At 56.4% G+C, this 25,897-nt stretch carries 23 protein-coding genes; 6 read left to right on the top strand and 17 right to left on the bottom strand.

The window, feature by feature from the left end; translation table 11 throughout:
* Window positions 1-40 precede the first annotated feature (40 nt).
* A complete protein-coding gene (locus NIZ92_RS12155; RefSeq protein ID WP_254002030.1) occupies window positions 41-913 on the bottom strand; it encodes a LysR family transcriptional regulator in 873 nt (290 codons plus the stop codon).
* A 76-nt stretch (window positions 914-989) separates the two neighbouring features.
* Between NIZ92_RS12155 and NIZ92_RS12160 the strand changes: the two genes are divergently transcribed.
* On the top strand, window positions 990-1,958 hold the full coding sequence (locus NIZ92_RS12160) for a DMT family transporter (protein ID WP_021446475.1): 969 nt from the start codon (window positions 990-992) through the stop codon (window positions 1,956-1,958).
* Window positions 1,959-2,030: 72 nt separating this feature from the next.
* Here the strand turns inward: NIZ92_RS12160 and trmD are convergent, their stop codons facing one another.
* The 7 genes from trmD to NIZ92_RS12195 all read right to left on the bottom strand — a co-directional run bounded on the left by trmD (window position 2,031) and on the right by NIZ92_RS12195 (window position 8,695).
* Window positions 2,031-2,789, bottom strand: coding sequence for a tRNA (guanosine(37)-N1)-methyltransferase TrmD (gene trmD, locus NIZ92_RS12165; RefSeq protein ID WP_254002031.1), 759 nt, complete (start codon window positions 2,787-2,789; stop codon window positions 2,031-2,033).
* Window positions 2,790-2,877: 88 nt separating this feature from the next.
* Window positions 2,878-3,477 carry a ribosome maturation factor RimM gene (gene rimM, locus NIZ92_RS12170; protein WP_254002032.1) on the bottom strand — a complete coding sequence of 200 codons (600 nt, stop codon included), beginning with the start codon at window positions 3,475-3,477 and terminating at the stop codon, window positions 2,878-2,880.
* A gap of 33 nt (window positions 3,478-3,510) precedes the next feature.
* Window positions 3,511-3,771 carry a 30S ribosomal protein S16 gene (gene rpsP / locus NIZ92_RS12175; protein WP_009455906.1) on the bottom strand — a complete coding sequence of 87 codons (261 nt, stop codon included), beginning with the start codon at window positions 3,769-3,771 and terminating at the stop codon, window positions 3,511-3,513.
* Window positions 3,772-3,907: 136 nt separating this feature from the next.
* Entirely contained in the window at window positions 3,908-4,162 is a 255-nt protein-coding gene (locus NIZ92_RS12180; protein WP_009455909.1) for a sulfurtransferase TusA family protein, read from the bottom strand.
* Window positions 4,162-6,789 (bottom strand): alanine--tRNA ligase, encoded by a 2,628-nt coding sequence (gene alaS, locus NIZ92_RS12185; protein ID WP_035272252.1) that lies wholly within the window; start codon window positions 6,787-6,789, stop codon window positions 4,162-4,164. The genes NIZ92_RS12180 and alaS overlap by 1 nt, the downstream gene beginning before the upstream one ends.
* Before the next feature lie 284 nt (window positions 6,790-7,073).
* Window positions 7,074-8,006, bottom strand: coding sequence for an allantoinase PuuE (gene puuE / locus NIZ92_RS12190; RefSeq protein WP_021446474.1), 933 nt, complete (start codon window positions 8,004-8,006; stop codon window positions 7,074-7,076).
* An 11-nt stretch (window positions 8,007-8,017) separates the two neighbouring features.
* Entirely contained in the window at window positions 8,018-8,695 is a 678-nt protein-coding gene (locus NIZ92_RS12195) for a GntR family transcriptional regulator (protein ID WP_254002033.1), read from the bottom strand.
* A gap of 283 nt (window positions 8,696-8,978) precedes the next feature.
* On the opposite strand from NIZ92_RS12195, the gene uraH reads away from it, so the two are divergent.
* Window positions 8,979-9,332 carry a hydroxyisourate hydrolase gene (uraH, locus tag NIZ92_RS12200; RefSeq protein WP_009455919.1) on the top strand — a complete coding sequence of 118 codons (354 nt, stop codon included), beginning with the start codon at window positions 8,979-8,981 and terminating at the stop codon, window positions 9,330-9,332.
* Between the two features lie 58 nt (window positions 9,333-9,390).
* Window positions 9,391-10,623: a urate hydroxylase PuuD gene (locus NIZ92_RS12205; RefSeq protein ID WP_009455921.1), complete on the top strand. Its 1,233-nt coding sequence runs from the start codon at window positions 9,391-9,393 to the stop codon at window positions 10,621-10,623.
* A gap of 219 nt (window positions 10,624-10,842) precedes the next feature.
* Here NIZ92_RS12205 and NIZ92_RS12210 read toward each other — a convergent pair whose 3' ends face one another.
* From NIZ92_RS12210 to NIZ92_RS12250, 9 genes are all read right to left on the bottom strand, one after another.
* Window positions 10,843-11,370, bottom strand: coding sequence for a hypothetical protein (locus NIZ92_RS12210; protein ID WP_254002034.1), 528 nt, complete (start codon window positions 11,368-11,370; stop codon window positions 10,843-10,845).
* Window positions 11,336-12,802, bottom strand: a complete 1,467-nt coding sequence (locus NIZ92_RS12215) for a hypothetical protein (RefSeq protein WP_254002035.1) — start codon at window positions 12,800-12,802, stop codon at window positions 11,336-11,338. The genes NIZ92_RS12210 and NIZ92_RS12215 overlap by 35 nt, the downstream gene beginning before the upstream one ends.
* Window positions 12,799-13,392, bottom strand: coding sequence for a hypothetical protein (locus NIZ92_RS12220; protein ID WP_254002036.1), 594 nt, complete (start codon window positions 13,390-13,392; stop codon window positions 12,799-12,801). Before NIZ92_RS12220 ends, NIZ92_RS12215 begins: the two co-directional genes overlap by 4 nt.
* Window positions 13,389-14,378 (bottom strand): TcpQ domain-containing protein, encoded by a 990-nt coding sequence (locus tag NIZ92_RS12225; RefSeq protein ID WP_009455925.1) that lies wholly within the window; start codon window positions 14,376-14,378, stop codon window positions 13,389-13,391. Before NIZ92_RS12225 ends, NIZ92_RS12220 begins: the two co-directional genes overlap by 4 nt.
* A 103-nt stretch (window positions 14,379-14,481) precedes the next feature.
* Entirely contained in the window at window positions 14,482-15,771 is a 1,290-nt protein-coding gene (locus NIZ92_RS12230) for an extracellular solute-binding protein (protein WP_230940551.1), read from the bottom strand.
* 31 nt (window positions 15,772-15,802) lie between these two features.
* Entirely contained in the window at window positions 15,803-17,056 is a 1,254-nt protein-coding gene (locus NIZ92_RS12235) for a D-amino acid dehydrogenase (RefSeq protein WP_021446472.1), read from the bottom strand.
* A gap of 37 nt (window positions 17,057-17,093) precedes the next feature.
* Entirely contained in the window at window positions 17,094-18,128 is a 1,035-nt protein-coding gene (locus NIZ92_RS12240) for a CDP-6-deoxy-delta-3,4-glucoseen reductase (protein WP_009455928.1), read from the bottom strand.
* A gap of 61 nt (window positions 18,129-18,189) precedes the next feature.
* Window positions 18,190-20,499 carry a DNA topoisomerase IV subunit A gene (gene parC / locus NIZ92_RS12245; RefSeq protein ID WP_137430220.1) on the bottom strand — a complete coding sequence of 770 codons (2,310 nt, stop codon included), beginning with the start codon at window positions 20,497-20,499 and terminating at the stop codon, window positions 18,190-18,192.
* A gap of 20 nt (window positions 20,500-20,519) precedes the next feature.
* Entirely contained in the window at window positions 20,520-22,481 is a 1,962-nt protein-coding gene (locus NIZ92_RS12250; RefSeq protein ID WP_035272235.1) for a DNA topoisomerase IV subunit B, read from the bottom strand.
* A 233-nt stretch (window positions 22,482-22,714) separates the two neighbouring features.
* Here NIZ92_RS12250 and trxA point away from each other — a divergent pair, with 233 nt between their 5' ends.
* The 3 genes from trxA (at window position 22,715) to gdhA (ending at window position 25,849) form a co-directional block, all read left to right on the top strand.
* Window positions 22,715-23,041 (top strand): thioredoxin TrxA, encoded by a 327-nt coding sequence (gene trxA, locus NIZ92_RS12255; protein ID WP_009455930.1) that lies wholly within the window; start codon window positions 22,715-22,717, stop codon window positions 23,039-23,041.
* 69 nt (window positions 23,042-23,110) lie between these two features.
* Window positions 23,111-24,367 carry a transcription termination factor Rho gene (gene rho / locus NIZ92_RS12260; RefSeq protein ID WP_009455931.1) on the top strand — a complete coding sequence of 419 codons (1,257 nt, stop codon included), beginning with the start codon at window positions 23,111-23,113 and terminating at the stop codon, window positions 24,365-24,367.
* A 141-nt stretch (window positions 24,368-24,508) separates the two neighbouring features.
* Entirely contained in the window at window positions 24,509-25,849 is a 1,341-nt protein-coding gene (gdhA, locus tag NIZ92_RS12265; protein WP_009455932.1) for an NADP-specific glutamate dehydrogenase, read from the top strand.
* The last annotated feature ends 48 nt before the right edge of the window (window positions 25,850-25,897 follow it).

The following is a 25,897-nucleotide window of genomic DNA, read 5'->3' on the forward strand; positions in this document are numbered from 1 at the left end:
CACTGACGCAACAAGAAAAAGCGAAGCCATCCTGAGCGCATCACCTCTTGTGATGTATTTTCCGGGCTATCCGCAAAAACGCCTGAGCAGCTGGAGAAAGCCGCTCGAAATTCAGAGCCGCCAGAGCAATTTCACGAGGCCTACACGGCTCCAGGCTGCGATAAATCACCCCTTCTGGCGGCTCCGGCAAGGCCAGCCTGCCCGCAATGGTCACAGCCACTCCTTGCGCGACAAAGCCCAACATGGAGGACAACTGCTCGAAACGGAACAAGGTCCTGGGGACCGCCCCTGCTGCCGCCAGAAACCGATCTATATGCGGGCCAGAGCCTGCCGCAGTCCGAATAAACGGCAAGTCATGGAAGTCACTGGCAGAAACACGGGCGCAAACGGCCAAATGATGCTCTGCCGGCAGCACGGCCACCAGCTCATCCTGGGCCAAGGGCAAGCAGTCAAAGCGATCATCCGGCAAGATCACAAAGCCCAGCTCCACACGCCGCTCCAACAGCCATTGCGCCACTTCACTATCAACACCCTCATCAATCTGCACCTCCACTTCGGGATGCGTCTGCCTGTAGCAAGCCAATAAATGCGGCAGCAAATGCAAGGACGAGGAAGCCCCAAAAGAAGCAATACGCAAGGTGCCACGGGCAATTCCCTGCTCGTAGCAGGCCTCCTGATGCAAGGCCTCTTTCTGCTGCAGGATATCGTTGGCACGTTGCAGCAACTTAGCCCCCACTTCAGTCAGCTCTACTGAGGTCGGGCCACGAGAAAACAGGCAGACACCCAAATCGGCCTCCAGCTGCTTGAGCGCATGACTGACCGCACTTTGCGTAATCCCCAAGGCACTGGCTGCTCGAGAAAAGCTGCCTATCCTGGCCAGCACGGAAAAGATTTCTAGTTGAGTGAAGGTCATGAGCGTTTACTCATTCGACTATGAGGCAATAAAAGTAAATAGTACCCCTGCTGAAATCTTCTCCATAGTGGCTTTAATGAAATCTCCCAACTACTCCGTACACCTAAGTCTGATTGGCATGGCCGCTCTGTGGGGAGCTTCCTGGCCCTGGGGCCGAGTCGTAGCGCAAGCCATGCCGCCTTTGGCGGCAGCCAGTCTGCGCTTCCTGATTGCCAGTGTCGCACTGCTGCTTTGGATGAGCTGGAGCGGCCGACTGAAAGCCCTATGCACACTTGACTCCCGAGAATGGCTAGGTCTGCTTAACGCCTCGGCTTTTGGGGTATTTGGCTATTCAATTTTCTTTCTTCTGGCCCTGAAACTGGTGCCAGCAGGCAAGGCCAGCATGGTCGTTGCTCTGAACCCGGTCCTGATCCTGATACTGGCCTCTTTGTTGTTTCGCGAGCCAGTCAACAAAAAGATGAGCCTGGGAGTAATCCTGGCCGTATCAGGGGCTCTCTATGCCCTGAGTGCCGGCTCTATCAGCAGCCTCATGCCAGGCCAGAGCGGAATAGGCGAATGGCTATTACTGGGCTGTGCTCTGTGCTGGGTCAGCTACACCTTGATTGGCCGCACCGTACTGACCACCGTAGATTCTCTGACCGCTACCAGCATGACCACATTGATTGGCGCAGTACTTCTGTCCATCAGCAGCTTGGGGGTGGAGGGTCTTTCGGCCTGGGGCAGCCTGATCCATGCGCCAAGCCAAGCCTGGTACAGCGTGTTGGCCTTGGGCCTGGGTTCAACGGCTCTGGCCTTCGCCTGGTATATGCACGGCGTGAAAAGCCTGGGTGCCACATCCGCAGGCGCCTATCTGGCCCTGGTACCGCTGTTTGGCGTTTTACTGTCCAGCCTGTGGCTTAAGGAGACCCTGAACCCATCCTTGATCGGCGGAGGTTTACTGGCGATTAGCGGGATGGCCCTGATGAGCTGGGGACGGCAGACACTGAATACCAAGGACAACACCCCTGCGGAAAATTCGCAACTGCAGCTTGGCCAGTACGACTAACAAAGTCACCCAGATACAAAACGGCCCGCATAAAAACGGGCCGTTAAGGCTTGGCGAACGCTTTAAACAAAGCTATTCGCTCAAGGAAGCCAAAGATGCCAAAAAGCGCTCGTCTGCCTTGCTAAGTTCGCCACGCTGACGGGCCTGCTCAATCAACTCGGGCCGCCGCAAGGCTGTCAAACGCAGGGATTGCTCACGCCGCCATGCCTGGATACGACCATGATGACCAGACATCAAGACTTCGGGCACCGCCTGATCGCGGTATAGCTCGGGACGCGTGTAATGCGGGCTATCCAGCAAGCCGCTATTGTCGGCATGGAAAGAGTCCTGACGAGCCGAGTCAGCGTCATTCAACACGCCGGGCAAAAGCCGAATCACGCTATCAATAATCGCCAACGAGGCAATTTCGCCGCCAGACAGCACAAAGTCCCCCAAAGACAGTTCCTGGGTGACGCGCGCATCAATAAAGCGTTGATCGATACCTTCATAGCGACCGCAAACCAGAACCGCACCGGGACCTTGAGCCAGTTCCTGAGCCACAGCCTGCTCAAAGCGTCGCCCTGTGGGGCTTAGCAAAATCACTTCCGGGCTATCGCCACGATCAGCCAAAGCCTGATCCAGGGCATCATTCAAGGGGTCAGCCAGCATGACCATGCCTGGGCCACCGCCGTAAGGACGATCGTCTACGGTACGGTGCACGTCAGTGGTGTAGTCGCGCGGGTTCCAGGTCCGCATCTGCCAGATGCCCTGCTTGTGCGCACGGCCGGTGACACCAGCCTCGCTGACCACATCAAACATGTCCGGAAACAGGGTCAGGGCATCAAATCGCATGAGGACTCGGCAAGAGAAAAAAGCGGATACGCTTTACAAGGCTCGACCAGTCAGGCCAGAGCCATGCAGGTGCGCAGGATTGAAACGATCAAATCGCCCAGTGGCTGTGCAGCTCGCGGGCGGACATATCCACCGTATGCACAATGGCTTGCACAAAGGGAACCAGCTCTTCAAGCGACCTGCCCTGTTCGTCCTTTACAGGTGTAAAAACACCTTCGGCATCCCAGGAGCCGCGGTGCACGACCAAAATGGCATGCGCGCCGTTATCCAGCACTTCCACCACTTCGCCCAGGCTTTCAGCCTGGCCGTCCTGCTCGCCAAAGAAGCGGCAGCCGATCAGATCGACCCAATAAAATTCGTCTTCGTCCGCTTTGGGGAAAGCGGCACGGGATACCCAAACGGTGTGCCCCTTGAGAGCTTGAGCCAGCTCTCGATTATCCAGACCCTCAAACTGCGCCACGATGGTTGCACCATGCTGCTTTGCGGTTTGTATCTGTCTGGGTGACACAGACGCAAAAACGCCCGCCTGAGATTCAGGCCGGGGCGTTTTTAACCACCATGTCTTTGCATTCAGCAGCGCCTTGGTTTGCATGGAATGCGGCTGGATCTTGACCCAACCACGCACACCATAAGCGGAAACAATACGACCGAGCTCAACAAGGTCAGCAGGAATCGCAGATTGCTTCACACTAAACGCTACTAAAAAAACAGGTGAATCAACTTAGGCAGCCGAAGCAACCTTAGCCGAGTATTCTTTCAACAGGCGAGCCACAGCAGGCGAAACCTGAGCACCGTTGTCGGTGAAGTGCTTAACGCGGTCCATTTGCAGACGCAGGTTTTCATGACCTTCGCCAGCAACGGGGTTGTAGAAACCCAGACGTTCGATGAAGCGACCATCACGGCGTTGGCTCGCCTCGGCGGCTACTACGTTGTAAAAAGGACGCTTTTTGGAGCCACCACGGGCCAAGCGAATTACCACCATTGATAATCCCTTTATTGTGTAAGGTAAACAAAAAATTCTAGCACTATTCTGGCAAGCATGCCAAAAGTAACACGCTAAGATAGCAGATTCAGTGCTAGATACGCAACAGACAAAGCAGTATTCTACCGCCGTCGGCTCAACGACGGCGTAAAAAATGCAGAGTTTTTTCGGCTTGCTGGTCTTGAGCCAACAGTTCGTTGCCAGTTTGGCGACAAAAAGCCTGAAAATCTTGAATGGCGTGCTGATCGGTCGTGATGACCTGCAACACTTGCCCGGATTCCAGCTGTGCCAAGGCTTTCTTGGCACGCAAGATGGGCAAGGGGCATTTCAGCCCACTTGCATCAACCTGCAGATCGCTGTTGGGCAATGCGCCGGTCTCGGACATCGTCATTACGCACCCAATTTACTTTGAACCCAGGCCTGCACCGAAGCATTAGCCTGCGGCAGAACGCTGGCATCGGTACCGCCGCCCATGGCCATGTCAGGACGACCACCGCCCTTCCCGCCCATTTGCGAGGCCACAAAGCCCACCAGATCACCCGCCTTGACCTTGGAGGTCAGGTCAGGCGTCACGCCAGCCACCAGGCTGACTTTGCCGTCTGCCACGATAGACAGCAGGATCACGGCAGACTGCAGCTTGTTCTTCAACTGATCCGCCATTTCGCGCAAGGCTTTGGCTTCCACGCCTTGCAACGTGGCAACCAGCAAGCGGCTGCTGTCATTCAACGGGACAGCCTGAGCCAGCAGATCCTGGCCTGCCGAAGCAGCCAGCTTGGATTGCATTTGTTCGCGCTCGCGCTCCAGATCCTTGATCTGACCTTGCAAGGCGCTGATACGGGCAACCAGACCCTCTGGCTGCGTACGCAGACTGGCAGAAGCGTCGTTCAACAAGCGTTCCTGCGCTTGTACCCAATGCAGGCTGTTGGTGCCGGTGATGGCCTCGACACGGCGCACGCCAGCGGCTACACCGCCTTCCGAGACAATCTTGAACAGGCCAATATCGCCCGTACGTTGAACGTGAGTACCGCCGCACAGCTCGCGCGAGAAGCCGATATCCAGTACGCGCACCTCATCGCCGTACTTTTCGCCAAACAAAGCCATGGCACCACCGCTAACAGCGTCATCAAAGGACATCAGTTGGGCTTGCACGGCCTGGTTAGCCAGAACCTGCTCATTCACAATGGCTTCGACCTGAGCGATTTGCTCGGCCGTCATGGCGGCATCGTGAGCAAAGTCAAAACGGGTCTTTTCGGCGTCCACCAGGGAACCACGTTGCTGCACGTGACCGCCCAGCACCTGGCGCAAGGCCTTGTGCATCAAGTGCGTGGCCGAGTGATTACGGATCACGCGCTCACGACGCTCGGTATCCACCTGGGCTTGAACGGTCTGGCCCACTGTCAGCGTGCCTGCGTTCAGCACCCCTTGGTGGCCGAAAACCTGATTGGAAATCTTTTGAGTATCTTGCACTTCAAAGGACAGGCCCTTGGCATCGCTCAAGATACCGGCATCCCCCACCTGACCACCGGATTCGGCGTAGAAAGGGGTGGCATCCAGAACCACCACCGCTTGCTGGCCTTGGGCCACGGACTGCACCGAGGTGCCATCCACATACAAGGCGGTAACCGTGCCGCTGCCTTCCAGGGTGGTGTAACCATCAAAGCGGGTTTGCACGCCGGAGTAGCTCAGGCCTTCGGCTGTTTTGAACTTGCCCGAAGCGCGTGCCATCTGACGCTGGTTCTCCATGGCAACTTCAAAACCGTCCAGATCGACCTCAATGCCACGTTCGCGGCAGATGTCGGCAGTCAAGTCCACAGGGAAACCGTAGGTGTCATACAAGGTAAACAGCGTCTGGCCGTCCAGCTTGGCATTCTCTGGCAGGTTGGCCAAAGCCCCTTCCAGAATGCGCATGCCGTTTTCCAGGGTTTCGCTGAAACGCTCTTCTTCCTGGCGCAGCACTTGTTCGATACGCTCGCGCTGGCTAATCAGCTCGGGGTAGGCCTCGCCCATGGTCAGACCCAGGTCCTGTACCAAACGGTAGAAGAACAAGCCCTTCTGACCCAGTTTGTGACCGTGACGCAAGGCACGGCGAATAATACGGCGTAGCACATAACCACGGCCTTCATTGCTGGGGATGACCCCGTCAATAATCAGAAAACTGCAAGCACGGATGTGGTCAGCAATCACCTTGAGCGAGTTATTGCTCAAGTCGCTAGTCTTGGTTTCGCGTGCGGCGGCCTGAATCAGAGACTGGAACAGGTCGATTTCGTAGTTGGAATGCACGTGCTGCAGCACAGCCGAAATACGCTCCAGGCCCATGCCAGTGTCCACACAAGGCTTGGGCAGCGGCGTCATGGTGCCGTCGGCGGAACGCTCGAACTGCATGAACACCAGATTCCATACTTCGATGTAGCGGTCGCCGTCTTCTTCAGGCGATCCGGGAGGGCCACCCCAAACGTCAGCGCCGTGATCGTAGAAGATTTCCGAACAAGGACCACAGGGGCCGGTATCGGCCATCTGCCAGAAGTTGTCCGAGTTGTAGCGTACGCCGCCCTTATCGCCGATGCGGATGATGCGCTCTTTGGGCACACCAATTTCCGAAGCCCAGATATCGTAGGCCTCATCGTCTTCTTGATAGACGGTGACCCAGAGTTTCTCTGCAGGCAGCTTGTAAACCGTCGTCAGCAGCTCCCAGGCATAGCGAATGGCGTCTTGCTTGAAGTAGTCGCCAAAGCTGAAGTTGCCCAGCATTTCAAAAAAGGTGTGGTGGCGGGCGGTGTAGCCCACGTTTTCCAGGTCATTATGCTTGCCACCGGCACGAACACAGCGCTGAGAGCTGGTTGCACGGTTGTAGGGTCGGGTTTCCTTGCCCGTGAACACATCTTTGAACTGCACCATCCCTGCGTTAGTGAACAGCAAGGTCGGGTCATTGCCTGGTACCAGCGAAGCCGAGGAGACGATGTGATGTCCCTTGGATTCAAAAAAAGAAAGAAACTTCTGACGAATTTCTGAGGTTTTCATTACATGCAACGCGATGGAAAATTTAACTGCCTATTATAAGACGATCAGCCTTGCAGCCCATGCGCGCGCTGCGCTGGCACAACACCTGCCGCCCCGGCAAAGCAGTGAGAAGCCAGGACGCCACACTCCCTGTACGAGCGGCTGCGTAAGCGTCAAATAGTACTGTTTTCAGCGGGCAGAAACAACAATTCCGACCCTGGCGAGTCGGAATGTGAAGGCACCCTGCTCATATTCAGGATGTCGTCTTGATGGGCCAGGAGGCATGAACCCTGGCCCTGCCTCGATCAGGCCTTGGGCTGATAGGGATGATGCTCGGCCCAATGACGAGCAATATCCACACGACGGCAAACCCAGACACGCTCGTGCGATTGCACGTAATCCAGGAAGCGCTGCAAGGCACGGAAGCGGCCAGGACGGCCAATCAGACGGCAATGCAAACCGATGGACAACATCTTGGGGGCTTCTTCACCTTCTTCGTAGAGCACGTCAAACGCGTCTTTCAGGTAGGAGAAGAAATGATCGCCGGTGTTGAAACCCTGAGGAGCCGCAAAGCGCATGTCATTGCTGTCCAGGGTGTAAGGCACGATCAATTGCGGCTTGACCGTATTGTCGCTGAGTTGAACCTCGGTCCAGAACGGCAGATCATCACCGTAGTAATCGGAGCTGTACAGGAACTGGCCTTCTTCTGCCACCAGACGCAAGGTGTTGGGGCTGTCGCGGCCGGTGTACCAGCCTTCGGGATGGTGGCCCAGCAAGTCCGTCAGCACTTTCACGCACTGGCGCATATGCTCGCGCTCCACCTCTTCGGACACGTTCTGGTAGTGAATCCAGCGGTAGCCATGGCAAGCAATTTCGTGACCCAGGCGCACGAATTCCTGTGCCAGCTCGGGGTGACGCTCCAACGCCATACCCACACCGAAAATGGTCATGGGCAAGCCGCGTTTCTCAAACTCTTTCAGAATCCGCCAGACACCGGCACGCGAGCCGTATTCGTAAATGGATTCCATGGACAGGTGACGGTCCGGGTAAGCCGCCGCACCAATGATTTCGGACAGAAACTGTTCAGAGCCCGGATCACCGTGCAGAACGCAGTTCTCGCCGCCTTCTTCATAGTTCAAGACAAACTGCACCGCAATGCGCGCCCGATCAGGCCATTGTGCATGAGGCACGTTTTTACCGTAACCAACCAGGTCACGAGGGTACTTACTCAAGGACATACCGTCTCCGTTTAGCGTTTTACGCTGAGGGCCAGCCAAGGATCAGCAGCACTGCCATCACCCGCTTCGCTCATGCGATGTTCACAATCACTTAAGTGATGATGCATAGCCAGATGCGCGCCGTCGGCGTCGCCCTGACTAAGCTTGTCCAAAATCTCTTTGTGCTCGTAAAACGAGCAAGCCTGTTCGCCCGGTGTGTCGTGATAGGCAATGATGAGCGTGGTGCGGGCGCACAAGGTGTGCATCAACTCGGTCAACTCATCGTTGCCAGCGCAGCGCGCCAGCATCACGTGAAACGCGTTTGACAGGCGCAACCAGCTGATGCGGTCGCCGTGTTCAAAAGCGTGCTGTTCACGCTCCACCATTTCATACAGGCCAACCAAACGCTCCGGCAGATCCGGGTAGCTGATCAGTTTTTTCAGAATCAGCGCTTCCAGGTCTCGTCGCAGTTCAAACACATCCCGTGTCTGCTTGGCCGTCGGCTTCCAGATAAAAGCGCCACGATTGGGCTCGATAACCACAATCTTGTCGTGTTCGAGGGCAGCCAGCGCCGCACGAACGGTCGCCCGCGAGCACTCGAAAATCGTGCACAGCGTGGCTTCCGTCAGTTTGGTTCCAGGCAAAAGACGACGGTCAACGACCGCATCAAAGATCTGGCTATAAACACGCCCGACCTCAGTATCTGCCATGCCTCCCTCTAGCAGCGAGGAGGCGCTGGGCGCTTGGGATTCACTGCTCATCCCCTCTTGCCGCCGTATCTGAAGCATAGAATTTCTCGTTATTGACTATTGACAATTATTCGGTACCCCGACAAAATCGTCAACATAAATTGTCGACAATCTGATTCCTCAAACAGAGCGACAGTTTCGGGGCCTCAACCCAGCGCACTGATCCTTGCACCGTTGGCCCCCGGCCGGTTCTCAAAACTGGGCTCGCTGGACCTTTTTTGATCACCATAAACCGGAGACATTTATGGGAAAGCTATCAACCCATGTCCTTGACACGACTCAAGGGCGCCCAGCCAGCGGCGTGCGCGTCGATCTTTATTCCATCGAAAACGATCAACGCACTCTGATCAAAACCACTCACACCAACAGCGACGGTCGCTGTGATGAGCCCCTGCTGCAAGGCGAGGCCATGCACACGGGCGTTTTTGAACTGGTGTTCCATGCAGGTGACTACTTTGCCGCCAGCGGTGTGGCTCTGCCCGAGCCACGCTTTGTGGATCAGGTCGGCATTCGCTTTGGTATCGCTGATGCCAATGCCAATTACCACGTACCTCTGGTCGTGACCCCCTGGTCCTGGTCTACCTATCGCGGCAGCTGATCGCGTATCCAAGTCGACTTTTCGCTTCTATACGAAACCACTCTGATACGAGATCTTTATGTACGCTTACCTACTTGAGTACGGCAACCTGCTGTTGCGCTGGTTGCACGTGATTGCGGCTGTCGCCTGGATCGGCGAGTCCATCTACTTTGTGATGCTGGACAACGGCCTGAAACCGCCTAAAGGCGAAGAAAGCAAGAAACGCGGTGTGTTTGGCGAGATGTGGGCTGTTCACGGCGGCGGCTTCTATCACAACCAGAAATACCTGACCAACCCGGCTGAACTGCCTGATGACCTGCACTGGTCTTTCTGGAAGTCCTACACCACCTGGTTGTCCGGCTTCTTCCTGTTCGCCCTGCTCTACCTGACCAAGCCCGAGTTCTATCTGGTCAACCCCAACAGTCCCTGGGAATGGGCGGCTCAAATGACAGGCACTCAGGCCAACGTCATGGCCATTGCCTTCCTGGTACTGGGCTGGGTGGTCTATAACGGCCTGTGCCGCCTGATCAGCCCCAACATGAACCGCGACGGCCTGCTAAGCGTGGCGGTGGCGATCATGATGGTGGTCGTGGCTTACCTGAGCGCCCACATCTTCTCGGGTCGTGCTGCGTTCTTGCTGACGGGTGCTGTCATGGCCACCAGCATGTCGGCCAACGTGTTCTTCTGGATCATTCCCGGCCAGCGCCGCATGGTCAAGGCACTGAAAGCCGGTCAGGCGCCCAACCCTCTGGATGGCAAGCGCGGCAAACAGCGTTCGGTACACAATACCTACTTCACGCTGCCTGTCCTGCTGCTGATGCTGAGCAACCACTACTCGTTCACGTATAACAACCCCAATGCGTGGATCATCATGGTGCTGTTCATCTTTGCCGGTGCCCTGATCCGTCAATACTTCGTGCTGATGCACGCTGGCATCAAAAAGCCTGCCTACCCGGCTGCCGGTGTTGTGCTGCTGCTGATCGTGGGTTACCTGGCGGCTCCTGCCAGCTTGAAGGGTGAAGTTGCCAGTGCACCTGAAGCTGCCAACGGTGCGGAAACAATCAGTGTTGCCCGTGTCCAGGAAATCATGGACGCACGATGTGTTCAGTGTCACGCGGTCAAGCCCAATGCCGACTTCGGCTTTACGGCTGCCCCTGCCGGCATGTTGCTCGATACCATCGACAACACAGTACTGCACGCCGAACAGGTCAAGACCGTGGTGCACTCCAAGTACATGCCCTTGGGCAATATGACGCAAATGACCGACGAAGAGCGTGCCGCCATTGCCGCTTGGAGCGGTACCCGCGACTAATGCAGAACAAGGCTCAAGCCTGACGAGCGACAAGCTCCGTAGTAACTTCCAACCCCGATATGATGAAAATCATGTCGGGGTTTTTTCTTGCTTCGGGTCTATGAAGCCGCCTGTCTGGTCTGCTGCTGCACGAACCCACGGCCTTGCTGATTCAAGAACAGTCAGGCGTGAAACCTGCAAAGCAGTAAGCCTGGGCTTCTGCGAATCGCAGAAGTCCTGTCACACTCGGCCCTGCCCGGAAGGCAAACATAGTTTGATGGATTGCAGTTCAGGTTGCGGTTGCGGTTGCGGTTGCGGTTGCGGTTGCGGTTGCGGTTGCGGTTGCGGTTGCGGTTGCGGTTGCGGTTGCGCAGCTTGAGCCTGGATTTGCCCTATTTCAAGCTCAATACAGCGACTACTCAAAGACAAGAGGCGCATGGACCGATCGCGCTCACGCCCTATCGGCCAAAGCTGTCCTTGCTGAAACAAGAGCAGACGCTGCTCATGCTGCACTTCAGCTAGCAACTGGGTGTCTTTTCCATAGATCGCTTTCAGCTTCAATGCAGGGGTGGGCTTACTGGATTTGATCTTGGCCACATCAGGCTGACTTGCCCTCTCTTGCTCCTGTGGTGTCCTCAAGCAGGACGACATGTTCTGCCGCGCCTGTTCGGCTTCCAGCAACAGCATCTCCCTTACTATCGTCGCCATGGTTTCCATCGCCCAAGCCGGTGCACTAAACATCAGCGTCAGACCAAACAGAATGCTCAAAAGGGGTCTGCATATAATCGGCCAGATCTTGATCAGCCAGATCCCGCTGCGCAGATTCATAAACATAGCCTTCCAGCTCCACGATAAAAGCGCTGCCCAGCAGCGAGGGGTAAGACCGCGAATTCAATGACAAGCTCATACGCTCCCAGTGCAGTTCAGGAAGCTGGGCCGCCAGTAAATACACCGAACGCAGGGGCGATTGACTGAGCCAGGAGCGGCGCCACACGCCTGCCCTTGTTTGCTCATTTTCGGCGGAGGATTCAACCCACTGAGCAGGGCTCAATGACAAGCGCATAAACGCAGGCTGCACGGCCGCCAGCTTGGCATGCAAACCTGGAGATGCCGCAGTTGGCATTCGCGTCTGATCTTTCGTTTCCAAGAACTGAGGAATCCATGTCTGATACCCGCGCCGGATACTCAAAGCCCCCTGCCCCAAGCCGGTGAACTCCAGCACATTCGGCTCACGAATCTGGCTATTCATGGCCGCACTAAAACTTTGCACACCCTCAAACCCGTAATGTGCCCTGCACTCCCACAAGCCGGCCTGACGGCGACAATCCACCTGCTGCAATTGCCAGTCTGCCCCCTGAGCAGGAAGCTCCTCAATCAAGCCCAACACAGATTGAATACTCGTCAAACCATGCTCTTCCTGTGATGGACTTTGCTCCCAATCAGACGCCATGGCAGCCAAGCGAGCCCGAAGATCAAGGGAGAACACGCTTCCAAGCGTAGCCAACACCAGCAAAGAAAGAACCGCCAGACGAAGCGGGATCTTTTCACACCCACCACCACGCCTGACAGGCTGGCGCAGCATACGGCCCTGCGGTCTTCTGCCCTGTTCCAGACAGACCCATAAATCAGCAGGTTGCCGCAGTTCACGTATAGAGGGATAACGCGCCTGCATGGCCCGCCGCAAGGTCTGCACTTGTCCAATCTGAGCCAGGAGGCAATCGCTACCTTCCATCACCTGACCATGTTCAAGCACCAGAAACCACAAACGGCCAGGAGCCACCGTCCATAGAAGAAAAACTGCGTCCTGAGGGTGGTGGGCAGCCATACAGGCAGCCGCAGAATAAGCCTGAACTCGCGTTAGTCTGGCTCTTGAAGGCCCATTCTGGGCCAAGCGCAAGACAGATTGGGTCCTCCGGCTGTTCAGCCAACAACTTGGAACCCAAGCCACTGCCTGCCCTGCTGTTCGTCCTGCTGTTTGCCCTGCTACATCCTCATCAGTCTTTTCCTGTACTTGTTGTAGTTCTTCTATTTGTCTTTCCGTTTGCTTACGTGCCTGTTCTCTCAGCCCCCCTTTCACTCCCATCAAGCAAGTCCAATACGATCTCTTCATCCGACGATTTTGAGTCCGCCGCATACCGTCCCCGGCATCCACCCACTGCAACCCAAACCAGTACTCCCGCACAGGCAAGACAGAACTCATTTCACACCTCGACCAATTAAGCCCCCTGTCCCTGACCCATCTACTTGTCGCAATCCAGACGGCTGCCCCAAAGCCAGAGAACTCTCATCGCGATACAGTTCAATACGGCCTGCCTGATAACGCCACTTCAGGCCATATACCGCTGCAATCTGATCCAACAAGGCTGACAAACGTAGTTGTTCAAAAATCAGACCTCCCTGCCGAGTCGATTCCGGCCCCTCCTGCCCAACGGGTCGTGACGGGAAGTGCGTTAAAGGCAAACGAGCCTGCGGGCTAATGAAAACGCTCAGATCAGACAATAAAGACAAACGACGCGCCAGCTCATCCAGATCGGGCAAAGGCGCTTCCAAAGAAAAACTGAAGGTTTGTCTGGAGCGCAATGCCGCTGGCAAGGCAGCCTGTTTTCGTAAAGGCACGGCCGCCCCCAGCAACCAGGGCTTGTCGACAGACTGTGCATGTGCCACGGCGGATGGACTGTTGCCATCCAACACCACGGCATCATCCAGCCATGCCTGATCAACATGCTGCCCTGCTGTTTGCAAGCTGCAAGCCACTATCAGCGGCAAAAGCAAGAGACAGAGATAATTCATGACTGTCCCTCGGGCGAAGCGCTGGGATCACAGGCTTGCGGCCAAGCCAGAATCCTGAGCACCTGATTTGAGTAAAAACAGGCCTGCAAAGGATGAGCATTCAGTTGGGCAGCCGCCAACAACTGAGCCACAGCAGTCTCAAAGTCCCCCTCAAAGCGAGCCGCCGCCTTGATAGGGAAATCGACCTCCAAAGTCCAATGCTCAGGTGCAAAAACCCATTGCGCTTGCTTAGCCCATCGGACTAATGCCTGCCTCAAGGTTCTATCCTTGATTCGCAGTTCAAAAACAGGCTCTGCAATGGACTGTGCATCCACACCAGGAGCTGAGACTGGCAGCAACTCTGAACGGGCTTGAAAGGCTTGTGTCTGCAACACATTCCCAGGGGCAGGCTCGCCCTCCTTCACTTGAGCCGCCATCCAATCTGGCGCGGGCTTTCCAGAAAACAGACTACTTTGCTCGGAAGAGCGGATATCAGAACGACTTAGGGGGAAATGGCTTGGCGAAGAATCACTACGCTGGGAGAGACTGGCTCGGGCTTGCTGCTGATCCTTCTGTTGGCTACGGTCCTGTGGCAAGGCATCCGATGCCTCTACGCCAAGTGTTGCAGCACCCTCAGCATGGGCACTCTTGCGCCCTAAACTAGCCTGCGCCTGTGCTCGTCCGGCCCGAAATATCAACTCCGTCCACAGGCCTTCAATCACTTGAAACTGCCCCAAGGGCTTCAAAGACAGCAGCGTTTCCTGTCCATTCCTGCGCCCCAACACCGCTGGCAACATCTGCTCCGGTGCAAAATGCAGCCAGATACGCCTGCCGTTATCAAACACCTGCATAGGGCCGACTTGAGGGTCGCCAGACAAGCGCCAATCGAAGTTAAAGACGCGTGTTCCCGGATCAGCCAACAGGCCATCAGGCCCCTGACTGGTCTGACAGGCAGACAACCCCAGGCCACACATCAGCAAGACGCAGAAACGGACAAGAAAACGCATTGCGAGCACCCAAAGAAAAAACCCCATGTCCCGTCAAGGGCATGGGGTTTATCTTCAAGGATGCTTGCTCAAGCCGCTAGATCGGCTTGTACGCACAGATAAATCAGCGTCCTTTCTGAGCCACCAGTCGGTTGGCTTCCGTGGCGGCGGTACGCAAGGCCGTCATGGCAGGTTGCTGACCGTCCAGCGCGCTTTCCAGGCTCTGGTTGAACACGGCGCGAATCTGGCGGTAGTTACGGAAGTTGCCCTTGGCTGTACCCGATGTACCGCTGCTGTAGGCGCCCACCAGGTGCATCCAGTCGCCCTTGTCCTTGTAGTAGTCGCTACCCGTCGCGTTAAAGGCTTCACGGCTTACAGGCAAAAAGCCTGTTTTCTGATACCAGCGAGCGGCATTCTCTGGCTGGGCCAACCAGCTGATGAAGCGGGCCGAGGCCTGGTTCTGTTCAGCGTTATGGCCTTTCACCGCCCACAGCGCCGAGCCGGTCACAAAAGGCTTGCCGGGGGTTTGGGTGACTTCAGGGTAGTAAGGCAGACCAGTCACAGCGTACTTCAGGCCGCGCGTGTCGCTGTACTCACCGATATGGCCGGAGTTGGAGAACATGACTGCACATTCACCCTTGGCAAAACGCTGAGGCGACTCGGGCAAGGTGCCGGGTTTGACCATCAGCTCGGACTTCACCCAACTGATCATCATGGACAGGTGACGGATATACATCACGTCAAAATCAAAGCCCACTTTACCTTTAACCTTGGGGCCGGGTGCCAGACCGTAAATCTGGTTATTGACCGCTGCCAGGTTTTCCAGGTTGATGGAGACAGACTGGTCGGAGGTCAAAGGACAACGGCGCGAGCCTTTATTGGCCAGATCAACCAGTTGAGCTTGCAAGTCCAGCCAGACGCGGCTGGGCACGGGAGGCTCGATCTTGGCTTTATCAAACGCTTCCAGGTTGTAGTACATGACCGGAATTTCGGCCATGTAGGGGAAGCCTTGCAATTGGCCACGGCCATTGCGCACAAAGGAATTCGAGGCCAGGAACCAGGACACATTGTCCATTTTTTCCCGAGCCAGCAAGGTGTGCATGGGCATGATGTAGGAGCGGTCGGCGACCTCGTCCAGGCCGGACATCTCGCCTAACTGCACCAGATTGGGCAAATCCTTGCCCGCTTGCATGACCTGCTCCAAAGAGGCTTCTGTGTCATGCGCCTTGACCGACACCTTGACGTCGCTCTGGCTACGATTGAAATCCCGAACCAAGCGTTCGAACTCGTCCTGATTGTGCGAGTTCAAAGCGGTCCAGACCTGAATATCAACGGCTGCCAGGGCGGTCGACCCGAACAGCAAAGCGGCTGAGCCACCCGCTGCCATCGCCAAAGCCATAACACCACGTTTCAACAGTAATCCGCGTAGATTTTTCATACATCCTTCAAGATAAAAAAGGAAATTCAGGTTCGGGTTTGTGCCCCATGACCAGGTCCGCCAAGGCTCGGCCAGAGCCTATGCCCATGGTCCACCCCAAGGTGCCATGCCCGGTATTCAGGTACAGGTTGGGAATGGAGGATCGGCCTATCAGTGGGACATTTGATGCTGTGGCAGGACGCAGTCCTGACCAGAAATGAACATTATCAAAATCCAATGCGCTTGGGAACAGATCAGCCACATGCGTTAACAAAGCCTGACAGCGGGCGGGGTTCAAGCTACGCGTATAGCCCGACAATTCGGCCGTTCCAGCAACCCGCAGGCTATCGCCCAGGCGGGAAAAAACCAGTTTGTGATCTTTATCTGTCAGGCTGACAGTAGGCGCGCCCTCGGGGACCAGCACCGGGAAGGTGGCCGAATAGCCTTTGGCCGGATAAACGGGGCAGGAAATTCCCAGCGGCTGCAGGACGGTAGGGCTGAAACTACCCATGGCCACCACGAAGGCGTCTGCCTGTATGGAGTCGTACGCACCATCCGCGCCTATAACCTCGACCCCCACCACTCGGCCCTTGGCCGTCAGCAAACGGGTGATTTGGGTAGAAAAGCGAAATTCCACTCCGGCTCGCCTGGCCATCGCCGCCAAACCGCAGGTGAATTGATTGGCATCGCCCGACTCATCATCTTTGGTGTAGTCGCCACCCACGATCTGGCCGCGCGCCGATGCCAGGGCGGGTTCCAGCTGCACCAGTTCGTCCACGCTCATGATGCGGCGGTCCACCCCCATATCTCGCATGACGTCGGCCATTTGCTGGGAGTCGTCCAGGCTTTGGGCATCCCGGTAAAACGTAATGATGCCTTTTTCCTGATGGCGATAATCAAAATCCAGACTGGGACGCAATTGCTTGAGCGTACTGCGGCTGTATTCCGCCATGGCCACCAGAGCGCGCACATTGGGCGCAACCCGCCCCGGCAGGCACTCTCGCAAGAAAGACAGGCACCAGCGCCACTGGCGCAGGTCCAGACGCGGACGGAACAACAAGGGAGCATCGTCCTGCAACAACCATTTCAGCAGTTTGAGCGGCATTTTCGGGTTGGCCCAGGGCTCGGCATACGAGACCGAGATTTGCCCGCCATTGGCACGCGAGGTTTCCTGCGCGGGACCGGTTCCCCGATCCACGACCACCACCTCACAACCTTGCTGGCTGAGCCACCAGGCAGTTGATACCCCGATAATGCCGCTGCCCAGAACTGCTACTTTCATGTGTACTGTCCGCTTGTTGAGCTATTGATCAAGACACTTACTTTACGTCTGCCAGTGACGTAAAGGCATCTGCAAAATAATTGTCCGGATTCAGTTGAGCCTGCTCCACAAAGTCCTTGCGAGCTGCTTCAACCATACCCGGCGCGCCACAGGCGTACACCTGCCAGGCCGACAAATCCGGCAAATCAGCCAGTACCGCCTGATGCACAAAGCCCGTACGACCTGTCCAGCCATCTTCAGGCTGAGCGTCGGAAATCACCGGAATGAAACGCAAGTTAGGCAGTTCGCTGGCCCATTTCTCGGCCAGTTCGGACTGGTACAGATCCTTGGGTCGACGCCCGCCCCAATACAAAGCCACTTCGCGCTGGCTGCCGGTTTGAATCAGACGCTCGATCAAGGCCTTGATCGGAGCAAAACCCGTACCGCTGGCCAGGAACACCATAGGAGCCGCGCTGTCTTCACGCAGGAAGAAAGAACCCAAAGGCGCTTCCACACGCAGAATTTCGCGCTCTTTCATGGCGGTGGCACCGGCACCGAACACGTGATCGGTAAACACGCCGCCGGGCATGTGACGAATATGCAATTCCACCTGATTGTCTTCCCGTGGCGGTGTGGCCATGGAGTAGCTGCGACGGCTGCCGTCCTTCAGGATGAACTCCAGATACTGACCTGGGTAGTAACGGAATGGCTCGGACGATGGCATTTGCAGACGCACCACCATCACATCATCACGCACTTTTTCCAGGCCCACCACGCGCGACGGCATCTTGCGAATCTGGATGTCGGTCGCCATACGAATTTCGTGGGACTCAATCAGCATGTCGCTGCTGGGCTTGGCCTGACAGAACAGGGTGTAACCTGCAGCGCGGTCCTCTTCGCTCAGCAATTGCTCGGGCGCACGGCCTGCATCGTATTCGCCTTCAATGACCTTGCCACGGCAAGACGAACAGGTGCCATTGCGGCAGCTGTAGGGCAAGACAATACCGGCATTGAGCGCGCCATCCAGCACAGACTGTCCGGGCTGTACGTCAAAACTGTGCCCGCTGGGCTGAACCGTGACTTTGAAACTCATATCCAACACTCAAAAAAGAAATCTATCAGGCGGAGGGCCAGCCTCCGGCGGCTATACAAATTCAGGACTCTTCAGGCCGATGCAGCACAGGGTCGTTCAATTTAAGCGACAGGGCCTTGCCCTTGCCTGCCCGCTTGCCCAGATAATTGGCCAGCATGTCCAGATCCATCACGATGGTGGACGGACGCTTGCGGTTCACTCCGCTGACGGCCAGACCCGCCTCACCAAAGGCAACCCATTGACTGAGCGTATCGCCCTCGTTCAGTTTGATCAGCACCGTGCCACGCCCCCCTTTGGACAGCACTTTCAGCTCCTTGATGTCCACCACCAGGAAACGTCCCTGCTCGCTGAGCAGACCCACGTACTGATCATCCGGGCGCAAGGCCAAGGGCTTGAGCAGCTTTTTGCCATCCTCGACGGTGACAAACTGCTTGCCCGCTTTCTGCCGTGTATTCATGTCGCCCTGAGAAGCCACAAAACCGTAACCGTCGCAGGCAGCCAGCAAGTAGTTCTGGTCCAAAGGCGCCCCCAGAATATGCTCAATGGGCGCACTGGGGCTGACTTCAATCATGGAGGTAATGGGCTGACCATCGCCACGCGCTGAAGGCAAACTGGAGACCGGAACAGTATAGACCCGGCCATCGGTGCCGATGGCGACCAGGTCCGTGGTACTGCGACACTCCAGCGCATCGCGCAAGCCATCGCCAGTCTTGAAGCTGAATTGCGAGGCGTCATGGCCATGGCCCTGGCGTGAACGCAGCCAGCCTTTGCGCGACACAATCACGGTAACCGGCTCGTCAACCACCTTGGTTTCCAGCACAGCGCGCTCGGCCGCTTCAATCAGGGTACGACGGTCATCACCATAGGTTTTAACGTCTGCTTCAATCTCACGAATCATCAGACGCTTCAAGGCTTTGGGATCATCCAGCAGCTTTTGCAAAGACTCCTGCTCGTCCAGACGCTCTTTCAGCTCTTTCTCGATCTTGAAGCCTTCCAGACGCGCCAACTGACGCAAGCGCATTTCCAGAATATCGTCGGCCTGACGCTCGCTCAGATCAAAGCGCTCCATCAGGGCGGCACGCGGCTCGTCGGATTCACGAATAGTTTGGATGACTTCATCCACATTCAGGTACACCACCATGCGCCCTTGCAGCACATGAATACGGTCGGTGACCTTATCCAGACGGTAGCGAGTACGACGCTCCATCGTGTGACGGCGGAATTCCAGCCAGTTCAGCAACACCTGGCGCAAGGAACGCTGACCGGGACGGCCATCCGTATCAATACATACCAAGTTGATGGAGACGTTGCGCTCCAGGCTGGTCTGCGCCAGCAAGGTGGTCACGAACTCGTCCCGATCAATCGCGCGGGATTTGGGTTCAAAGACCAGGCGCACCGCAGCCTGCTTGCCCGACTCGTCACGCACGGCGTCAAGCATGTTCAGCATCAAGGCTTTGGTTTGCTGTTGCTCGGTGCTCAGCGATTTCTTGCCAGCCTTGACCTTGGGGTTGGTGCGCTCTTCAATCTCTTCCAGAATCTGCTGGGAGGAGCTGCCGGGCGGCAATTCTGTGACGACCAATTGCCATTGACCACGGGCCATTTCCTCGAATACCCAACGGGCACGAGCCTTGATGGAACCACGGCCTTGGGCGTACACCGCCGCAATATCGTCTGCGGCGGAAATAATCTGACCACCACCCGCAAAGTCCGGGCCGGGGACGATCTCGTGTATGTCCTGATCGCTCAAATTCGGATTGCGCAGCAAGCTGACGCAGGCTTGGGCGACTTCACGCAGGTTGTGCGAAGGAATCTCGGTCGCCATCCCGACGGCAATCCCCGATGCGCCGTTAAGCAGCATGATGGGCAAGCGTGCAGGCAGGGCCACTGGCTCTTTCTGGCTACCGTCGTAGTTGGGGATGAAGTCCACCGTGCCTTCGTCCAGCTCGTCCAGCAGCAGACGCGAGAATGGTGTCAAACGTGCTTCCGTGTAACGCATGGCGGCGGCATTGTCGCCGTCGCGCGAGCCAAAGTTACCCTGCCCGTCTACCAGCGGATAACGCAGCACAAAATCCTGCGCCATACGCACCATGGCATCATAGGCGGCCTGGTCACCGTGCGGGTGATATTTACCCAGCACATCCCCCACCACACGGGCCGATTTCACAGGCTTGGCCGTCGGACCCAGACCCATGGCATCCATCGCGTACAAAATGCGGCGCTGCACCGGTTTCTGGCCATCGGTCAGGTCGGGCAAGGCACGGCCACGTACCACTGAAACCGCGTAATCCAGATAAGCCTGTTCCGCGTAAGTCGCCAGCGTGATGCTATCGTCCGATCCCGCCGGTTCAAAATCCAATTGATTGCTATCCATAAATAACTCTTAAGTCGGGCTCAGACGTCCAGATCGGCCAAATTGCCTTTTTCTTCCAACCAGGCTCGGCGGGCCGAGGCCTCACCCTTGCCCATCAGCATGGTGAACATGGCTTGTGTATCGCTCAGGCCATCCTCGCCCCAATGCACAGGCAGCAAGCGGCGGGTGTCCGGATTCATGGTGGTATCCCACAACTGCTCCGCACTCATTTCACCCAGACCTTTAAAGCGGCTGATGCTCCAGGACTCGTTACGTATACCTTCGTTGCGCAGCTTTTCCAGTGTCGCGTCCAGCTCGCCCTGATCCAGACAGTAGATCTTGCGGGCTGGGCGTTTGCCGGCGGCAGGCACGTCTACGCGGAACAAGGGGGGACGCGCCACATACACGTGGCCCGCCTCGATCAGTTTGGGGAAGTGACGGAAGAACAGCGTCAACAACAGCACCTGAATGTGCGAGCCGTCCACGTCCGCATCAGACAGGATACAGATACGGCCATAACGCAAACCGGACAGATCCGGCTCGGACTGGGCGTCGTGCGGGTCCACGCCGATCGCCACGGAAATATCGTGAATTTCCTGGTTAGCGAACAAGCGGTCCTTATCGACCTCCCAAGCGTTCAGAACCTTGCCGCGCAGGGGCAAGATAGCCTGAAATTCCTTGTCACGGCCCATCTTGGCCGAACCGCCAGCCGAGTCACCCTCGACCAGAAACAGTTCCGAACTTTCCAGATCGTGCGACTCGCAATCCGTCAGCTTGCCGGGCAACACGGCCACGCCCGAGCTCTTGCGTTTCTCCACCTTCTGCGCCGAACGGGTACGGGCCTGAGCCTGACGCACCGCCACTTCAGCCAATTTGCGACCCTGATCCACATTGGCATGCAGATGCAGTTCCAGCGCATTGCGCACATAGCCACTGACCAGACGCACGGCGTCACGGCTATTGAGCTTTTCCTTGATCTGCCCTTGAAACTGCGGGTCCAGCACTTTGGCCGAGAGCACAAAGCTGGCACGGGCAAAGACGTCCTCGGCCTGCAGCTTGACGCCTTTGGGAATCAGGCTATGCAGTTCGGCAAAACTGCGCACGGCTTGATACAAGCCATCGCGCAAGCCCGATTCGTGTGTTCCCCCCGCTGGGGTTGGGATCAGATTGACATAGGACTCACGCACAATATTGGAGTCCAGCGCCCAGGCCACCACCCAATGCGCACCTTCGCCGGCGGAGAAATTATCGTCATCTTGCGGGGCGTACTGGCGGCCTTCAAACAGGGGAACCAGCAGCTCCACCCCTTCCATTTCCTCCTGCAGGTAGCCGCGCAAACCGTCCTCGTAGCGCCACTGCTGGCGCTGACCGGTTTTTTGCTGCACCAGTTCCACCGTCACGCCTTCCAGCAGGACGGCCTTGCTATGCAGGATATGAGTCAGTTGGGCCAGGGGAATCTGGGCGGAGTCAAAATATTTAGCATCGGGCCAGACCCGCACACGGGTACCCGTCTTGCGCTTGGCCACCGTGCCCGTTTGGGTCAGGGGCTGCTCCAGCTCGCCGTCGGCAAACACAATCTCGTTGGCCTGGCCATCGCGCCAGACCAGCACTTCCAGACGGCGCGACAAGGCGTTGGTCACCGACACACCCACCCCGTGCAAACCACCAGAAAAGGCGTAGGCACCGCCATTGAGCTTGTCGAACTTGCCCCCGGCGTGCAGTCGCGTGAACACCAGTTCAACCACCGGCGCATTTTCTTCAGGGTGCAAGCCAACAGGAATACCGCGCCCGTCATCCTCAACCTGTATGCCGCCGTCCTCCAGCAAGGTGACAGTCAGTGTGCGGGCAAAACCAGCCAGGGCTTCGTCGGCCGCGTTATCGATGACCTCCTGCACAATATGCAGGGGATTATCCGTGCGGGTATACATGGCCGGGCGCTGACGGACCGGTTCCAGCCCTTTGAGCACCCGTATAGAAGATTCGTCGTAACGTGTAGTAGACAACTTGATTCCCGGTAGATCGTACAGAAAAACGCTATTTTACGAGTGGTTAGGCGCCAGTGGGGAAACGCTTTATTGGCGCGCGTTGCGCAGCGAATGCACATTATCAACCAGACGCAATGGTATCCTGTCAAAAATTGGCAACAAGACCGTCGCAATTGGCCGTAGAATACATTGTGCTCAGGTCACGCCACACGTATAGTTTTTCGTTATTCTCACTTTTTTTGTATCTAGCCATGAGCGACTCCATTAAACACATCACGGACGCCTCCTTTGAGTCTGACGTCCTTAACGCCGACCTCCCCGTTCTGGTCGATTACTGGGCTGCCTGGTGCGGTCCTTGTAAAATGATTGCCCCTTTGCTTGATGAGGCAGCCGAACTGTACCAAGGTCGTGTTATCATCGCTAAGCTCAACGTCGATGAAAATCCCGACACCCCAGCTCAATATGGTGTTCGCGGTATTCCAACGCTCATGCTGTTTAAAGACGGCAAAGTGGCCGAAACTAAAGTCGGTGCACTTTCCAAGTCCCAACTTAGCGCGTTTCTCGACAGCTCCCTGTAATCTCTGATTAACCGCACGCAGGCCCTTCGCTGGCCTGCGGTCTGCTGCTGAAAGCCCTTCCCCACTCCCATGCACCTGAACGAATTAAAAGCTCTGCACGTCTCGCAGCTGCTAGAAATGGCTGCCACTCTGGAAATCGACAACGCGAACCGCTTGCGCAAGCAAGAGCTGATGTTCGCCATCATGAAAAAGCACGCCAAAAAGGGCGAGCAGATTTTCGGCGACGGGGTGCTTGAAGTCCTGCCTGATGGTTTTGGCTTTCTGCGTTCGCCAGAAACCTCTTACCTGGCCAGCACAGACGATATCTACATCTCCCCTTCGCAGATACGTCGTTTCAATCTGCACACGGGTGACTCCATTGAAGGTGAAGTGCGCACCCCTAAAGACGGCGAGCGCTACTTTGCCCTGGTAAAAGTTGACAAGGTTAACGGCATGCAGCCTGAGGCCATCAAACATCGCATCATGTTTGAGAACCTGACGCCGCTGCACCCGGACCAGCCCATGCGCCTGGAGCGCGACATCAAAAGCGAAGAGAACATCACAGGCCGTATCCTGGATATCTTCTCGCCTATCGGTAAAGGCCAGCGCGCCCTGATCGTGGCCAGCCCCAAATCCGGTAAAACCGTGATGATGCAGCACATGGCTCACGCCATCACGACCAATTACCCCGAGGCCATCATGATCGTCCTGCTGGTGGACGAGCGCCCCGAGGAAGTAACCGAGATGCAGCGCACGGTGCGCGGCGAAGTGGTGGCCTCCACCTTTGACGAACCCGCCACACGTCACGTGCAAGTGGCCGAGATGGTCATTGAAAAGGCCAAACGCCTGGTTGAATTGAAAAAAGACGTGGTGATCCTGCTGGATTCCATTACCCGTCTGGCTCGCGCCTACAACACTGTGGTCCCTGCTTCGGGCAAGGTTTTGACCGGTGGTGTGGACGCCAACGCCCTGCAGCGCCCCAAACGCTTTTTTGGCGCTGCCCGTAATCTGGAAGAAGGTGGCTCCTTGACCATCATCGGTACTGCCCTGATCGAAACCGGCAGCCGCATGGACGAAGTCATCTATGAAGAATTTAAAGGTACCGGCAACTCCGAAATCCATCTGGAGCGCCGTCTGGCCGAGAAACGTATTTACCCAGCCATCAACCTGAACAAATCAGGCACACGTCGTGAAGAGTTGCTGATCAAGCCCGACCTTCTACAAAAGGTCTGGGTTCTGCGCAAGTTCATCCATGGGATGGATGAAATTGAAGCCATGGAGTTTATCCTGGACAAAATCCGGGCCACAAAGACCAACTCCGAATTCTTCGACATGATGAAGAAGTAAATCGAACATCCTGCGCAAGCCTCTCTATACGAGAGGCTTGCTTGCGATGGGCGTATGATCGGGTGCATTCCCGTGCATCCATTCTTTCAATCTGCTGAGTTCGACTCGAGTTCTCAGTATTGCAAACAGAGTTCGCTTGCAATGAAATCTATCTCTCTAGAACAGTTCCTAGCCAGAGTGCAGTCCCGCGACCCCAACCAGCCTGAATTCATGCAGGCCGTTCGGGAAGTCATGACCAGCTTGTGGCCCTTCATCGAGAAAAACCCCCAGTACGCCGATCATGGTCTGCTCGAGCGTCTGGTCGAACCCGAACGTGCTATCCAGTTTCGTATTTCCTGGGTAGATGATCGCGGCCAGGTTCAGGTCAATCGCGGCTTCCGTATTCAGCACAGCAATGCCATCGGTCCTTTCAAGGGCGGGATGCGCTTTCACCCCTCGGTGAATCTGTCCATTTTGAAGTTTCTGGCGTTTGAACAGACCTTCAAGAATGCCTTAACCACTCTGCCCATGGGCGGCGGCAAAGGCGGCTCGGACTTTGATCCCAAAGGCAAGTCGGATGGCGAAGTGATGCGCTTTTGCCAGGCCCTGATCGTTGAGCTGTACCGTCACCTGGGCCCAGATACCGACGTTCCTGCTGGTGATATCGGCGTGGGCGCGCGTGAAGTGGGCTTTATGGCCGGCATGATGAAAAAACTCTCCAACAGCGCAGCCAGTGTGTTCACCGGCAAGGATTTGTGCTTTGGCGGCAGTTTGATTCGTCCTGAGGCCACCGGTTATGGCACCGTATATTTCGTACAGGAAATGTTGGCACGTAAAGGGCTGTCCTTGGACGGCATGACAGTGTCCGTTTCCGGCTCGGGCAATGTGGCTCAGTACGCCATTGAAAAATGCCTGGATCTGGGTGCCAAAGTCGTTACCGTTTCCGACTCGCAAGGTTGCGTGGTGGACATGGATGGCTTTACGCGTGAAAAACTGGCTTCCCTGATGCACGTTAAAAATGTACAGCGTGGCAGTCTGGTCGATTACGCCCAGCAACATCACCTGCTGTACGAACAAGGCAAACGTCCTTGGCATATCCCTGTGGATGTCGCCCTGCCTTGCGCCACCCAGAACGAACTGGACGGCAAGGATGCAGAAATCCTGATCAAGAACGGTGTACGTTGCGTTGCCGAAGGTGCCAATATGCCCAGCACGCTGGATGCAGTCGATGCCTTTATCCACGCCAAGATCCTGTATGCCCCAGGCAAAGCCAGCAATGCGGGCGGTGTTGCCGTATCCGGTCTGGAAATGAGCCAAAACGCCCAGCGCTTGAGCTGGACACGCGAACAAGTTGACGCAAAGCTGCACTCCATCATGCGTGACATCCACGAAAATTGTGTGAACTATGGTCAAGAAAGCAACTTCATCAACTACGTTAACGGCGCCAATATTGCCGGCTTTGTCAAAGTCGCCAATGCCATGCGTCATCAAGGCGTTTATTAAGTTTTGCGCCTTGCTCAGTAGTCAAAAAAACCGCCCACAAGGCGGTTT

Source organism: Alcaligenes sp. 1735tsa3 (assembly GCF_024134565.1).
Lineage (GTDB): Bacteria > Pseudomonadota > Gammaproteobacteria > Burkholderiales > Burkholderiaceae_B > Alcaligenes > Alcaligenes phenolicus.

Coding starts and splice junctions, on each gene's coding strand:
- NIZ92_RS12155 (WP_254002030.1), bottom strand. CDS start 913: ATGACCTTCACTCAACTAGAAATCTTTTCCGTGCTGGCCAGGATAGGC.
- NIZ92_RS12160 (WP_021446475.1), top strand. CDS start 990: ATGAAATCTCCCAACTACTCCGTACACCTAAGTCTGATTGGCATGGCC.
- trmD (WP_254002031.1), bottom strand. CDS start 2,789: ATGCGATTTGATGCCCTGACCCTGTTTCCGGACATGTTTGATGTGGTC.
- rpsP (WP_009455906.1), bottom strand. CDS start 3,771: ATGGTGGTAATTCGCTTGGCCCGTGGTGGCTCCAAAAAGCGTCCTTTT.
- NIZ92_RS12180 (WP_009455909.1), bottom strand. CDS start 4,162: ATGACGATGTCCGAGACCGGCGCATTGCCCAACAGCGATCTGCAGGTT.
- alaS (WP_035272252.1), bottom strand. CDS start 6,789: ATGAAAACCTCAGAAATTCGTCAGAAGTTTCTTTCTTTTTTTGAATCC.
- puuE (WP_021446474.1), bottom strand. CDS start 8,006: ATGTCCTTGAGTAAGTACCCTCGTGACCTGGTTGGTTACGGTAAAAAC.
- NIZ92_RS12195 (WP_254002033.1), bottom strand. CDS start 8,695: ATGGCAGATACTGAGGTCGGGCGTGTTTATAGCCAGATCTTTGATGCG.
- uraH (WP_009455919.1), top strand. CDS start 8,979: ATGGGAAAGCTATCAACCCATGTCCTTGACACGACTCAAGGGCGCCCA.
- NIZ92_RS12205 (WP_009455921.1), top strand. CDS start 9,391: ATGTACGCTTACCTACTTGAGTACGGCAACCTGCTGTTGCGCTGGTTG.
- NIZ92_RS12215 (WP_254002035.1), bottom strand. CDS start 12,802: ATGAGTTCTGTCTTGCCTGTGCGGGAGTACTGGTTTGGGTTGCAGTGG.
- NIZ92_RS12220 (WP_254002036.1), bottom strand. CDS start 13,392: ATGAATTATCTCTGTCTCTTGCTTTTGCCGCTGATAGTGGCTTGCAGC.
- NIZ92_RS12225 (WP_009455925.1), bottom strand. CDS start 14,378: ATGCGTTTTCTTGTCCGTTTCTGCGTCTTGCTGATGTGTGGCCTGGGG.
- NIZ92_RS12235 (WP_021446472.1), bottom strand. CDS start 17,056: ATGAAAGTAGCAGTTCTGGGCAGCGGCATTATCGGGGTATCAACTGCC.
- NIZ92_RS12240 (WP_009455928.1), bottom strand. CDS start 18,128: ATGAGTTTCAAAGTCACGGTTCAGCCCAGCGGGCACAGTTTTGACGTA.
- parC (WP_137430220.1), bottom strand. CDS start 20,499: ATGGATAGCAATCAATTGGATTTTGAACCGGCGGGATCGGACGATAGC.
- trxA (WP_009455930.1), top strand. CDS start 22,715: ATGAGCGACTCCATTAAACACATCACGGACGCCTCCTTTGAGTCTGAC.
- rho (WP_009455931.1), top strand. CDS start 23,111: ATGCACCTGAACGAATTAAAAGCTCTGCACGTCTCGCAGCTGCTAGAA.
- gdhA (WP_009455932.1), top strand. CDS start 24,509: ATGAAATCTATCTCTCTAGAACAGTTCCTAGCCAGAGTGCAGTCCCGC.